13 protein-coding genes and 1 riboswitch are annotated in these 12,949 nt (G+C 53.1%); of the genes, 8 read left to right on the forward strand and 5 right to left on the reverse strand.

What is annotated here, in order from left to right:
* Position 1 precedes the first annotated feature (1 nt).
* Both PSE_RS00765 and PSE_RS00770 read right to left on the reverse strand, forming a co-directional pair.
* Positions 2 to 706 (reverse strand): DUF3800 domain-containing protein, encoded by a 705-nt coding sequence (locus PSE_RS00765; protein WP_041767768.1) that lies wholly within the window; start codon positions 704 to 706, stop codon positions 2 to 4.
* 207 nt (positions 707 to 913) lie between these two features.
* A complete protein-coding gene (locus PSE_RS00770) occupies positions 914 to 1,447 on the reverse strand; it encodes an MAPEG family protein (protein WP_148266064.1) in 534 nt (177 codons plus the stop codon).
* A gap of 124 nt (positions 1,448 to 1,571) precedes the next feature.
* Here PSE_RS00770 and PSE_RS00775 point away from each other — a divergent pair, with 124 nt between their 5' ends.
* The 3 genes from PSE_RS00775 to PSE_RS00785 all read left to right on the forward strand — a co-directional run bounded on the left by PSE_RS00775 (position 1,572) and on the right by PSE_RS00785 (position 4,343).
* Positions 1,572 to 2,783 carry a winged helix-turn-helix domain-containing protein gene (locus tag PSE_RS00775; RefSeq protein WP_014283131.1) on the forward strand — a complete coding sequence of 404 codons (1,212 nt, stop codon included), beginning with the start codon at positions 1,572 to 1,574 and terminating at the stop codon, positions 2,781 to 2,783.
* An 87-nt stretch (positions 2,784 to 2,870) separates the two neighbouring features.
* Positions 2,871 to 3,764, forward strand: a complete 894-nt coding sequence (locus tag PSE_RS00780; protein ID WP_208998057.1) for a hypothetical protein — start codon at positions 2,871 to 2,873, stop codon at positions 3,762 to 3,764.
* A gap of 141 nt (positions 3,765 to 3,905) precedes the next feature.
* Positions 3,906 to 4,343 (forward strand): hypothetical protein, encoded by a 438-nt coding sequence (locus PSE_RS00785; protein ID WP_014283135.1) that lies wholly within the window; start codon positions 3,906 to 3,908, stop codon positions 4,341 to 4,343.
* A gap of 3 nt (positions 4,344 to 4,346) precedes the next feature.
* Here PSE_RS00785 and PSE_RS00790 read toward each other — a convergent pair whose 3' ends face one another.
* On the reverse strand, positions 4,347 to 5,576 hold the full coding sequence (locus tag PSE_RS00790) for a hypothetical protein (RefSeq protein ID WP_014283136.1): 1,230 nt from the start codon (positions 5,574 to 5,576) through the stop codon (positions 4,347 to 4,349).
* A 109-nt stretch (positions 5,577 to 5,685) separates the two neighbouring features.
* Positions 5,686 to 6,876 (reverse strand): O-succinylhomoserine sulfhydrylase, encoded by a 1,191-nt coding sequence (locus tag PSE_RS00795; protein WP_014283137.1) that lies wholly within the window; start codon positions 6,874 to 6,876, stop codon positions 5,686 to 5,688.
* Between the two features lie 67 nt (positions 6,877 to 6,943).
* Positions 6,944 to 7,021: riboswitch (SAM riboswitch) on the reverse strand.
* A gap of 123 nt (positions 7,022 to 7,144) precedes the next feature.
* Here PSE_RS00795 and PSE_RS00800 point away from each other — a divergent pair.
* The 3 genes from PSE_RS00800 to PSE_RS00810 all read left to right on the forward strand — a co-directional run bounded on the left by PSE_RS00800 (position 7,145) and on the right by PSE_RS00810 (position 9,374).
* Positions 7,145 to 8,251 carry a 2'-deoxycytidine 5'-triphosphate deaminase gene (locus PSE_RS00800; RefSeq protein WP_014283138.1) on the forward strand — a complete coding sequence of 369 codons (1,107 nt, stop codon included), beginning with the start codon at positions 7,145 to 7,147 and terminating at the stop codon, positions 8,249 to 8,251.
* A gap of 5 nt (positions 8,252 to 8,256) precedes the next feature.
* A complete protein-coding gene (locus PSE_RS00805) occupies positions 8,257 to 8,805 on the forward strand; it encodes a YigZ family protein (protein ID WP_014283139.1) in 549 nt (182 codons plus the stop codon).
* A gap of 158 nt (positions 8,806 to 8,963) precedes the next feature.
* Positions 8,964 to 9,374 (forward strand): hypothetical protein, encoded by a 411-nt coding sequence (locus PSE_RS00810; protein ID WP_014283140.1) that lies wholly within the window; start codon positions 8,964 to 8,966, stop codon positions 9,372 to 9,374.
* A 727-nt stretch (positions 9,375 to 10,101) separates the two neighbouring features.
* Here PSE_RS00810 and ggt read toward each other — a convergent pair.
* A complete protein-coding gene (gene ggt, locus PSE_RS00815) occupies positions 10,102 to 11,769 on the reverse strand; it encodes a gamma-glutamyltransferase (protein WP_014283141.1) in 1,668 nt (555 codons plus the stop codon).
* 47 nt (positions 11,770 to 11,816) lie between these two features.
* Between ggt and PSE_RS00820 the strand changes: the two genes are divergently transcribed.
* Both PSE_RS00820 and PSE_RS00825 read left to right on the forward strand, forming a co-directional pair.
* A complete protein-coding gene (locus PSE_RS00820; RefSeq protein WP_008550174.1) occupies positions 11,817 to 12,248 on the forward strand; it encodes a heme-binding protein in 432 nt (143 codons plus the stop codon).
* An 83-nt stretch (positions 12,249 to 12,331) separates the two neighbouring features.
* On the forward strand, positions 12,332 to 12,946 hold the full coding sequence (locus PSE_RS00825; protein WP_014283142.1) for an HAD family phosphatase: 615 nt from the start codon (positions 12,332 to 12,334) through the stop codon (positions 12,944 to 12,946).
* The last annotated feature ends 3 nt before the right edge of the window (positions 12,947 to 12,949 follow it).

Consider the following 12,949-nt stretch of genomic DNA (forward strand, 5'->3'; position numbering starts at 1 on the left):
CTTAGCCACCTCTCATATTGAGTTGAAACACATTAAACTTTTGCTCCCACCAAGGAGATGCACAAATTTTCCGCTTACAAAAAAATAATTCTTCTATACGAGTAGCAATCTCATTTTTAGCCACTCCTGTTATTTCAGAATTATTGTATCTACTTTGAACAGCACCCAACAAAACATCAACAAGCTGAAGCAACACAACCTCTTTTGAGCGCAATGATTGTACGTTTGCGATCTCAGATTCTTTATTTGCATTGACCAAACAAGTCCTCAAATCCACTAATCGCCGATTAGATTTATTGGTTTTCAAGTCACAAAAGATTGAATATTTTTCTCTGCGCAGTATCCAATGATGTATCAATTGATAGTAAAATTTATAAAACCCAAGCTCATCATCGCCATCATGAAATAGTTCTGCGTCAACCTTTGAGCTATCAATTACTATACAACGAAATCTAATATTACTATTATAGGAATGAAATAGATTTACTAGCTCAAAATAAAAATCTCTGTTTGCTGGAGATATTTTTCTCCATTTCATTTCACCCCAAACACTATATTTTTTTCTTAAACCCGTTACATCTAATTTTATTCTTTCACGATGATCTGAAGCTACCCAAAGCCCTCCAATCAGCAAAAACCGAAATTGCGATTTTTGCGATTGCAGTAGATCAGGCATAGTTTCATCACAGTAAATTTCGTAGCTCATTCAATTTTGCCTGCAAAAACTGCATCATTTTATGCAGTAAGTTTACTTAAATTCTGTCATTACACTAAAATATTATCAGCCTCCTTCAAGCAAGAAAAGATTGCTTGATGCATACCCACTGTGAATGCAGTGCTTAAAGTCAGAATAGAAGGGACAGATTTCAAAGTCTAACTAATAGTCGACTTTAAAATGCCTATCTTTACGCCATCATACACCCGCCATCAGCGTAATCAGCACCACCACCAGCATGAAGATTGTAGGATAAAACGTCAGCGCAAAACCCGTTCCACGCCATGGAGCGCCTTTTTCGTAACTGGCTAAAAACAAAACGCGCCCCAATGCAAAGAGCAATGCAGCCAGAAGCGGTACGGACATAGTAGAGCCCGGCATGATGGCCACCCAGGCTATATAGACAAACCCAGCTAAAACGGCTTGCTCCAGCGTGTTTTGAAGGATGCTCTGCAGCATCTTGGCTTCTTCACTGCCATGGGTCAGCCCACCACCATCGATATCGTCAGCATGATAAAACCGACGCATTGCCAGACGGCCTATAGAGACCATCAGCAACAAGGCTGGCGAGAGGATTGAGACGGCAGCGACCCAAAGCCGCTCAGAGGCATTCCAATCCACGGCAAAGCCAAATGGATTAAGAAGCGCACCGAACAACAGAACGATTGCAGTCACCAAAGCACCAACAATCATCCGCTGAAACACACCCCGCTGTTTTTCTGCAAAGTCCAATACAACCTCCACTCAGAGAACATAATAGGAACAAACCCACAACTATCTGCTGCTAGTTGCTTGCGGCAAGGCGTTTGCTCTCCTAGCCTACGCACATCAGACGAAGCAGGAGAAGCTGATGACTATGGAAGCGCAGTTAGTTTTAAAAGTTGATAACGTCGCTGCGCGCCGCTTGTTTCTGAGCAAACACGCCCTTCTGGAAACGCCGACAGGCTCCTCAAAAGGCAGTGATCTCCTCAACCTCATTCACCGGATCGGCTTCGTGCAGGTGGACAGCATCAACACGGTTGAACGTGCCCACCACATGATCCTCTGGTCACGTCGTCAGAGTTATCGCCCCAAGCATCTGAAGAAACTCCTTGAGACCGACAGAAGCCTCTTTGAACACTGGACACACGATGCTTCAATCATTCCCACCGAGTTCTTCCCTTATTGGAACTACCGCTTCCAGAAGAGTGCAGAGAGCCTCCAGTCACGCTGGAAGGTCTGGCGCGGTGCGGAGTATCAGGAAAAGCTCAACCTTATCCTGCGCCATATTGAGAAAAACGGTCCCGCTGGCACCTCAGATGTCGGCAAGGATGAAAAACGCAGTAAAGGCGGTTGGTGGGAGTGGAACCCATCTAAGACAGCCCTTGAGTACCTCTGGCGTACCGGACAGACCTCTGTTTCTCGCCGCGAAAACTTCCAGAAACTCTATGACCTTACCGAGCGCGTTATTCCTTCTCAGCATCGCGCCTCCAAACCGTCAAAAGCTGAAACCATCGAGTGGGCCTGCAACTCTGCAATCGACCGCCTCGGATTCGCAACGCCCAGCGAAATCGCCGCCTATTGGGACAAGCTCGACCTTGCCGACGTGAAAGCATGGTGCGAGCACGCCCGGCAACGGGGTGAGCTGATCTCCGTTGAAATTGAAGCAGCCAATGATGGCAAACCCAAACTCTGTCTGGCGCGCCCACAAATCGAAGATGAGCTTGCATCGCTCGATGCCCCTTCACAACGCGTACGCATCCTCAGCCCATTTGATCCGGCCCTGAGAGATCGCAAACGCGCTGAGTTCCTCTTTAACTTCAATTACCGCATTGAAATCTTCGTTCCGGAACCAAAGAGACAATACGGCTATTATGTCTTCCCGGTGATGGAGGGGGACAAACTGATTGGCCGGATCGATATGAAACGCGAGAAAGCTTCCAATGCACTTGCAGTAAAGCGCTTCTGGCCTGAAGCCGGCATGCGTATGGGCAAAGGCCGCCAGCAGCGGCTGCAGGCAGAGCTGGAACGCTGCGCCCTGTTTGCAGGCTGCTCAGACCTTCAATATCTCAAAGCTTGGCAAGGATAGCCCGTTGGATGGCAGGGCTATCAGAAACACCAGCAAGCCCTAATACTGCTGTCAGGTTTCGCTTCTTCGTCAGCTTCATGAGAGCAAATGAGCCAACTCTCTCGAACTTTACTGCGTGTTCTGTTCTGCCTGTTGGCAATGCCCACTTCCGCTAGCATGGCTCAATCTCTTTCTGATCTGGACGACCGCTTCACCTTCAATCCGCAAGGCAAGTACCAGCCACGCCTCATCGGCCTGTTTGAGACAGACCGGAACAACACCTCTGGTGCTGCTGAAGTCATCACCCCCGTTTTTCAGGACAGTCAGGGCATGGCCTTCGCTGATGTCCGCGTGGGCAACTCATCTGAAGCAGTTTATCTCCTGAGTGCTGGTGGTGGCCTACGCCACTTCGTAAGCCCCAATCTGATCGGCAGTACCTACATCTTCATGAACTACAAGGAAGATTACAAACGCGGCCCGGAATCTGCGATCACCACAGGCATAGAGTTTCTCGCTCACGGCTATGAAGCCCGCTTTAACGCCCAGTTCCCAACAAGCAAGGTTCGCATTCTGGAACCAAAGCCCGGGAGCACAGAACAACGAGAGAGTGTTCCACTTCTCAATCTCTCCGGAGAAATCGGCTACGACCTGCCCGGAACCGAGGACTTAGGCTTTGGCTTACGCATCTACGCAGGTGGCTTTTACAGGACGGCCAACAACGTGGAAGAGATCAGCGGAGCACAAGGGCGCTTTGAAATCTCCCGGGCTGGCTGGTTCGGAGTACCCGGCCTGAAAACCACCTTTGTTGGGCAAATCCGATATCACAGCGACATCAACTATCCCCTTGGCGTCTTTCAACTCCGCGTCGGCCTGCCTCTGGTAAAGTACTGGAACGGGATCGCAGTCGATAACTACAACACCTTAAGCCCCATTGAACGCCGCATGACGGAGCGAGTACGCCGCCCCCTCACCATTCACAATCTCACGCGTCCTATTCCCTAGAACCCTGCTGAAAATGAAGGCACTAGAGTTCAAACCACTCGAAGCGTTACCCCTCCCGGTTTCAGGGCATCACAGACACCCAGCATTAGTGTTAATCTTTTCGGATAGGATACCGCTTCCAGCTCATCCGGGGACAACCACATGAGGACTATTCCACTCACGCTCATTCCATTCCTGCTGTACAACGCAGTGGCTTTTCGGTGGTTTGAAGATCTGGAGCCAGTGCTCGACCAAGGCTACAATGTTACGCCGTGGGCGGCTGTCCTCATCAACATCCCACTCCCATCAGGCCTTGTGGTTCCGCTGGACGTAGCAACCGTCCTGCTCGCAGCTTCTCTCATTCTGCTTTTCATCGAGATCATCAAGGCCACCCGCACCAGCACGCTCTCTCTGGTCGATCATAGCTTATCTCTGCTCATCCTTGTGGCCTATCTCATTGAGTTCCTCTCCGTTCAGGAAGCCGCCACCCCACTCTTCCTCCTGCTCATGACCATCACGTTTCTGGATGTCATTGCAGGCTTCATCATCACCTTGTCCGGTGCACGAAGAGACGTGGTCGTCGCCTCAGGCAACAGTTAGTCTTCAAGCTCCAGACGGAATACCGAAGAGAACCACCAGAGCGCACAACAAACCTGTTGCACCTGTAAACCAGAACATCCCTACCCGGTTTCGCATCCCTTTCAGTTGCCAAAGCGCTGTCAGAGCCACACAGCATTGAAGCATATAGAACAACGCAAAGGCTCTGGAAGACAGAGTGATGATATGCAGAATATCAGTACTCCAGATGAGGGTAACAGATACGAAGGTGATAAACGGATAGGCATGTCTTATCTTCACCCGCCTGTTGGTTACATCCTCCAGCAATCCAGCTGAGCCAATGGAATCCGCAACAGAAGCTCCAAACTGGCTGGCAACCGCTCCCAGTGTCAGCAGCAACGGCAACACAATCGCCACATGCCCCACCAACGTGATGATGCCAGAAACACTCTCATCATTCTTCAGCAGCGGAAACAGCACAGTCAGCAGCGCAAAGAAGCAGAGGTAAATCACGGCGGAGTACAGCTGCGCATTCCTCATCGTTTCAGCACGCATCTTGGGTGAGTACTCATCACCGATGAACTTCGAGGTCTCAAACCCTTGCACCACAATCAGCAGCCCCAGCATAATCTGAATCTTCTCCAGCCCAACAGACTTCAGACCATCCTTCACTTCCCATTCTCCACTGAAAGCAAGCTCACCATTGTAAAACAGCAGCCCCACCAGCAGACCGAAGATCACCGTCAGGTTCAGAGAAACCGCATATTTCTCCACCCGCTCCACCAGATGCAAACCACCGGAGAAGCCCACCAGCCCGATGAAGACCGTCAGCACAGTCCCGATCCAGTTGGCTATCTCCCGATGTTCATACCCAAAGCCCTTGAGCAGAAAGTTCCCAAGCAGCACAAGGTAGTAGGCAATCGAGATGAAATAGGCGAACGCCAGAGTTAGCTGTGAAAGCTTCTCCAGAGACGTGGTCAGTCGAATACGCCCTTCCTGTTGCTGCTGCTCCACAATCTGCTCGGTATACAGAATGTTGAACCGGATCACCGCTCCCACGCAGTACGCCGCCAGAATAAGCCCGCTGATGCCGATAATCGCCCAGTGTCCAATCTCCTTGGCGATAATCGGCACAGAGACCAAAAAACCACTCCCGATAATCGAAGCCAGCGGTGTGACGGTTGCCTGCCATTTCTCCGAGACCCGAACGCGATACGAGAACAGCACCAGCATTCCAAGCAGCATGACAACAAACACGACAACGGAGTTGAGCATGGTTCTCTCGCAGGCAGAGGCACAGCACCCAAACACCAAAAGCAAAAAAGGGCACCAGTTCAGGCGCCCTTTCTAAGTTCAGAAGCAAAATTTGCTCTTAAGCGGTCTGTTAGCCCTTTAAGCTTTCCAGCGCACGAGCAACATCTTCCAGCAGATCATCTGGATCTTCCAGACCAACAGAAAGACGAAGCGTCTTGTCTGTAATGCCCAGCTCCAGGCGCGCATCTTCCGCTACACTCTGGTGCGTTGTGGTTGCCGGATGGGTAATCAGGCTCTTCGCATCACCCAGGTTGTTGGAAAGGCTGACAATATCCAGCGCGTTGGAGAACTTGAACGCAGCCTCCTTACCGCCTGCCAGATCAAACGCCAGCATGGTGGACCCACCACGCATCTGCTTCGCCACAATATCTGCCTGCGGGTGATCCGCACGGCCCGGATAGATCAGACGAGACACCGCGGAATGATCCGCAAGGAACTCCGCCAGTTTACCGGCTGTCGCAGTCTGACGCTCCACGCGCAGAGACAGCGTCTCCAGACCTTTCAGCAAAACCCATGCATTGAACGGGCTCATTGCAGGACCGGTATGCTTGAACGGGTCATGGAATTCTTCCACGATCCACTTCTCATCAGAAAGCACGATACCACCCAGACATCGTCCTTGGCCATCAATGTGCTTGGTCGCAGAATAGATCACCACATCCGCGCCCAACTCCAATGGGCTCTGCCAGATAGCAGTCGCGAACACGTTGTCTACAATAAGCCGTCCACCCGCTTCGTGAACAATATCCGCCACAGCTGGAATATCGATCACTTCAAGCGTCGGGTTGGTTGGGCTCTCAAGAAACGCTGCTGTCGTGTTTGGACGAACCGCAGCTTTCCATTGCTCAATGTCGGTGCCATCAATCAGTGTGGATTCTACACCGTAGCGAGGCAGCAGCTTTTCGATGATGTAGCGGCAGGAGCCAAACAGCGCCTTTGGTGCAATCACGTGATCGCCAGCTTTCACGCAGGCCATGATCGCAGAATTAACAGCCGCCATACCGGAAGCAGTGCCGCGAGCAGCCTCAGCGCCTTCCAGCTCGCACATTCGCTGCTCGAACATTCCAACAGTCGGGTTTGCATACCGGGAATAGATATAGCCCGGATTTTCGCCAAGAAAGCGTGCTTCTGCCGCTTCTGAGCTGTCGTAAACATACCCTTGTGTAAGGAAGATAGCTTCGGATGTTTCACCAAAGCTGGAGCGCGTTGTGCCTCCATGAACAAGCCGAGTTGCTGGCTTCCAGTTCTTTGCGTCTGTCATCGCTCATTCCTGCCCGAAGAGATATTGCTCTACCCCTTCATTAAAAAACCCCGGCGCGGGCCGAGGTCTATACAAGAACCCGACCCTTTAGCTACTTGTTTAACGTGGTTGCAAGCCGGTCGACCAAATCACCACGGAATAGGCAGCGGTTTTACCGCGAAAATTCCATAGGGTCAATCAATCAGCTCTGGTTGCAGACTTGGCGTAGGATCAAACTTACGTTAATCAGTGTCAGAACGATTTGAGTACGAGTGGGGCGGGACCAACAATGACAGGCATTCTTCCGGCAAAAGCGATTGAAGCTATGTTTGCCAACAATGCAATTAAAGCAGACAGAGCGCCTGACGGGGACCAGATTCAGCCAGCAAGCCTCGACCTGCGATTGGGCGCAAAAGCATGGCGTGTCCGTGCCTCCTTCCTGCCCGGCCCGGATGCCAGGGTTGAAGAGAAGCTGGACAAGCTGATCCTGCACGAAATCGACCTCAGCAAAAGCGCCGTGCTAGAAACCAACTGCGTTTACATCGTCCAGCTTCAGGAAGCTCTCAACCTGCCAGACGACCTGTCGGCTACAGCAAACCCAAAGAGTTCCACGGGCCGCATCGACGTCTTCACACGTGTCATCACCGATCAAGGCAAAGCCTTCGACCGCGTTGAGGCAGGATACAACGGCCCGCTCTACGCAGAGATTTCGCCAAAGACCTTCCCGGTTCTGGTCCGCGAAGGCTCCCGGTTGTGCCAGATCCGCTTCCGCAATGGCGGTGGCTTCATTCCGGATGAGCACCTGCTGCACATCCACAAGGAGCACACCCTTGTCTCCGGCGGCAATGATGAGCACGCCATCAGCAACGGCGTTCAGGTCTCCATCGACCTGAAAGGCAACGGCAAAGACAGCCTCATCGGCTACCGCGCCAAACGCCACACCGGCGTGATCGATGTCGACCGCAAGGACGCACAGGACCCGGCAGACTTCTGGGAGCCAATCTACAATCGCGGTGACGCAACGCTGATCCTTGATCCAAACGAGTTCTACATCCTCGTCTCGCAGGAAGCTGTTCACGTCCCGCCAAACTACGCTGCGGAGATGGTGCCGTTTGATCCACTCGTCGGCGAGTTCCGCGTCCACTACGCAGGCTTCTTCGATCCCGGCTTTGGTCACTCCACCGTAGGCGGCACCGGCTCTCGCGCCGTTCTGGAAGTCCGCTCCCACGACGTGCCTTTCATCGTCGAACATGGCCAGACCGTTGGCCGTCTCGTCTATGAACACATGCAGGAAGTGCCGGAAACCCTCTATGGTGAAGGCATCGGCTCCAACTATCAGGGCCAAGCTCTCAAGCTCTCCAAGCACTTCAGAGCCACACAGACGGAAGAGGCATAAGATCCATGCCTCTCTTCACCGTAGAGCGCGAGTTTTATGCAGAGCTGGAGGAGAAGAAGTCTCGCTTCCTCGCCTTTCTGCTTCCGCATGCTGACTTTGCTGAGCGCCTCGCGCAGCTACGGGATGAGCACAAAAAAGCCAATCACCACGTCACCGCCTTCCGCCGCATGCTTCCCGAAGGCCGCATTGATGAAGGCGGCAAAGACGATGGCGAACCTGCCGGTACCTCCGGCATGCCGACGCTGAAAACTCTCATCGGCGCAGATCTGGTAGATGTAGGCGTCATCATCGTGCGCTACTTCGGCGGTACCAAGTTGGGCACCGGCGGTCTGGCACGGGCCTACTCCGGCGCCGCAAACCTCGCCATTCAGGAAGCTGAACTTGTGCCATGGCTGCGCACCAAAACCCGCTCAGTCTCCGCAAGCTTTGCCAGCAGTGCCGAACTGGAACGCCAGGTCATTCTGCTACAGCTGGAAATCCTCGAACGCACTTTCACAGAAGACGGTGTGACCCTTCTGGTGAGCGGACCTGAAGATCAGGTCGATCAACTATAACCCACTGCTGTTATAAAGCTTTCAGCCCTCCTCACCCGTTTATCTGCAGCCAGATAATTAAAATCCTAATAAAAACTTAAACGTTGGCACGCGCCTTGCGATGTGAATGTCAGGAAACGGCATTCGTCTCATTTTGAGACAGTCGGGGGAGTAAAGTCATGCGTGTCACCCGCACTGGAAAAGCGATTAACACTGGAACAGACGCTGATCGTCGCTATCGCGACATCGGTTCCCGCCGTCACGCCAAAATCACCGAGCAGCGGGCAGAAAGCGTCTCAAGACGAAACACCTACGGCAAAGCAGGCAAAGAGCTGCAAACCGCCGAAGATGTTACCAGCACACACACGCCCCACGATAACGACGCACAGTTCTACGATCTGCCAAAGCGCATCAACGTCTTCCGCTGCAACTCCGCGTTCCTCGCCCACCTCATCGGTATCAAGGAAAACGCCGCCCACCTGCGCGAACGCCGCCGCGTAGAACCCCAAGAAGGCGCCATCAGCTACACCACCACCGAAAAAGCCCCCCGCCTCATCGGCGAAGGCCGCATCATCGAATACAACGCGTAAGCTGACACCTCTTCACAAACACCAACAGCACCACATGACATCCCATGCAGTGGTGGAGCTAGAGTTCCCGTTAGTCGGGATGAGCAAGGCGGCAGACAATACCTGCGCTGTTTGTTAGTAATGAGTCTTCGGCATTGGCTACACGCCTTGCCCGGGCTTTCTTGGGATGAACAACGTCGCCTCTTTTGCCTATAAGGCACGATAGCCGGTTTCCCGGAAAGATGGTGGCTTATCCAGTCAGGTTTCCCTGCCCAAACAGTTCCTCCGTCTTTGACAGACACATCAGTAAAAGCAGGTTGTCCCTGCAGGTACATCAGCGTCCGTCACCGCGTGATACCCTATATTCCTGGGCCCTTCCCCTCAAACCATGCGGCCACGTTTGAAGTTCGGTTCACCGGACCACCGAAAGCTGCGTTACCTCTTCCGATAGCCCCGCCCAGCCTACGACACACTGACGGTCGCTCCGCCAGTAGCCCGTTACGTAGGCATACGATTAGTATGGGCATGGTTTCGAGAGAGGGGGATAAGTTTTTTTGCAACCCGGAACTTGCCCCACGGTGTCATCCCGGCCCCCGAGCCGGGACCCATACCCTCTTGCCTTGCTAGTTCACTAAGGCCTCAGCCAATCACTGATACCAGGGGTATGGGTCCCGGGTCTACGCTACGCTCCGCCCGGGATGACACCACAGGGTGCCATTACTGCCTACCCCCAATCAAACACCAGCGCTTAATAGCCCAGTGCACAGCCGTCTTTGCGGGGATCCGAGCCACCAATCAGACCGCCGCCGTTAGCGCGGTCGAACATGATAGCCTGACCGCCGCCGATTGGAGAAGCTACAATAGCCACCTCATGACCCAGCGCTTTCAGGGCTTCGACAGTTTCTGTCGGAACACTGGTTTCTGCCTGCAATGACAGGGACTTCTCGTCGATGAACATACGCGGACAATCAATCGCTTCCTGCATGTTCATACCGTAGTCCAGATGGTTGGAAAGCACGTGCACATGACCGCATGGCTGATAGCCGCCCCCCATCACACCAAAGCTCATGTAAGGCAGTCCATCTTTTAGCGCCATGGCCGGAATGATGGTGTGCATTGGCCGCTTGCCGCCAGCAATCTGGTTAGGATGGTCCGCTTCCAACGTGAAACACGCCCCACGGTTTTGAAGCAGCACGCCAGACTTTGGCGCAGCAATGCCAGAACCAAACCCGTGATAGATGGAGTTGATGAAGGAAACGGCCAGACCATTCTCATCAACCACACTCAGATAAACCGTATCGGACTTTGGCGAGAGCACGTCTTCTGGCTGACGAGGCAAGACAGCATCCGTGCGGATGAGTTTTGCCAAACCATCAATGTAATCAGGATCAAGGAAGGCCTGCGGATCATGCTCCATGAACTCCGGATCAGCCAGAAAACGATCCCGGCCTGAGTAAGCAAGCTTGGCAATCTCCATCTGAAGGTGGAAGCGCTCTGGCCCCATAGGGTCCAGATCAGCCCAGTCAAACCGCTTCATCAACTCCAGCATAACAAGCGCGATGATACCCTGGCCGTTCGGCGGCAACTCAGCAACCGTCACACCACGGTAGTCCGTTGTCACCGGCGTCAGATCAACAGCTTCATGCGCAACAAGGTCTTCAGCTGTCAGATATCCGCCCTTGGACTGGACAACCGCTGCAATCTCTTCAGCAATCGTCCCATGATAGAACGCATCGGCACCACCTTTGGCAACAGCTTCCAGCGTTTCTGCCAGCTGCGGATTCCGCATCACCTCACCAGCAACAGGGGCACGGCCATCCTTCAGGAACAGCTCCGTCGCACCCTCATCACGCTTGAGAAAATCAACCGCCTCTTTCCAGTCAAAGGCTGCACGTGGGCTGACGGCATATCCATCACGTGCATAGCCAATGGCCCGCTGAAGCACTTGCTCAAAGGAAAACTTGCCATGATCCTTGAGCATCTTCTCCCAGCCACGCAGAGCGCCAGGGACGGTGATGGCATGGACAGAATGTGGCTCAATATCCAGCAGACCATCCGCTATCAGTTTGTCAGCGCTTACGTTTTTAGGAGCACGTCCGGAAGAGTTCATGCCCGACAGCGTTCCATCCGGCTGCGCGACAATGGCAAAGCAATCTCCGCCAATACCCGTCATATGCGGCTCAGCCACCGCATAAACAGCCATCGCAGCAACCGCCGCATCAGCAGCGGTACCGCCCTCCCTTAAAATTTCGAGTGCTGCATTGGTAGCCAATGGATGGGATGTCGCTGCCATTGCATGCGGAGCATAAACAGCAGAGCGACCTGGAGCATGAAAATCTCTAAACACGAAAAATCCCTCTTTGTATTTTGGCAGAGTATTTCCGCTCCTCCAACGAAGAATACCCCGCATCATCATCCTCTGCTAAAACAGGGTGATTCAGCAAAAACTATCAGGAAATACTTATGACGCAATTCAATCTTGAGCATGCCCGCACAATCATCTCCGCAGCGCAGACAAAAGGAAGTGAGCTTGGCCTCAAACCTCTCACCGTCGCTGTACTGGATGCTGGCGGCCATCTGGTTGCTCTCGAACGTCAGGATGGTTCATCCATTTTGCGTCCACAAATCGCAATGGGCAAAGCCTACGGTGCAGTTGCCGTTGGTGCAGGGTCCCGTTGGCTCAACGAAAACGCCCAGAGCCGCCCTCACTTTGTGCAGGCCCTCAACGGCGTAGCAGGTGGCGGCATTGTGCCAGTCCCGGGCGGCGTGCTGGTGCGCAATGCTGAAGGTGACATCCTCGGCGCAGTTGGCATCACTGGAGACACCTCCGAGAATGACGAAGCATCAGCCATTGCAGGCATCGAAGCAGCAGGCTTCACCGCCGACGCAGGCTGACACAACATTACCGCAGTTGCTGGATTATATTGCCCCGGCAACTGCCCACGCTCTTAGGTTCACTTCTTTTCAGGTTGGTTCCCATGCCCATTCGCTTTGTTATTTTTGATATGGACAATGTCCTCTACGATTACGATCACCCTTACCGCCTCGGCGTCCTCTCACAAATGACAGGCAAACCGGCGCACGAGATTGACGCCATCGTCTTCAAAGGACCGGAAGAAAACGCAGCCGAGGCAGGCACACCTAACACCCCAGAGGAATATCTTTCGCAGTATCAAAAGCTTCTGGGCCATCCTATTTCACGTGAAACGTGGGTCAAAATCCGTCGCGATATGATGACCGAGTGGCCGGATATGCTTTCTCACGTCGAGGCCATCAAGCAGAACCACGAAGTCGCTCTGCTGACCAACAACGGCATGATGCTGAAAGACGCGCTCTACGAAGTCGCGCCGGCACTGGAGCCAATCTTCGGCGACCGTGGCCACGCTTCAGCAGAATTCGGCACCCGCAAGCCAGACCCGAACATCTACCTGACAGTTTGCGAAAAGTATGGCTTCCAACCGGAAGAAAGCCTCTTCGTGGATGATCGCCTCGACAACGTGGAAGGCGCCCGCGAAGCTGGCCTCACAGCGTATCAGTTCACCACAGAACCAGCTTTTGCCAGCTACATCCGCACTCTGGGCCTGATCAACTAGTCT

It is taken from the genome of Pseudovibrio sp. FO-BEG1 (assembly GCF_000236645.1).
Taxonomy (GTDB): Bacteria; Pseudomonadota; Alphaproteobacteria; order Rhizobiales; family Stappiaceae; genus Pseudovibrio.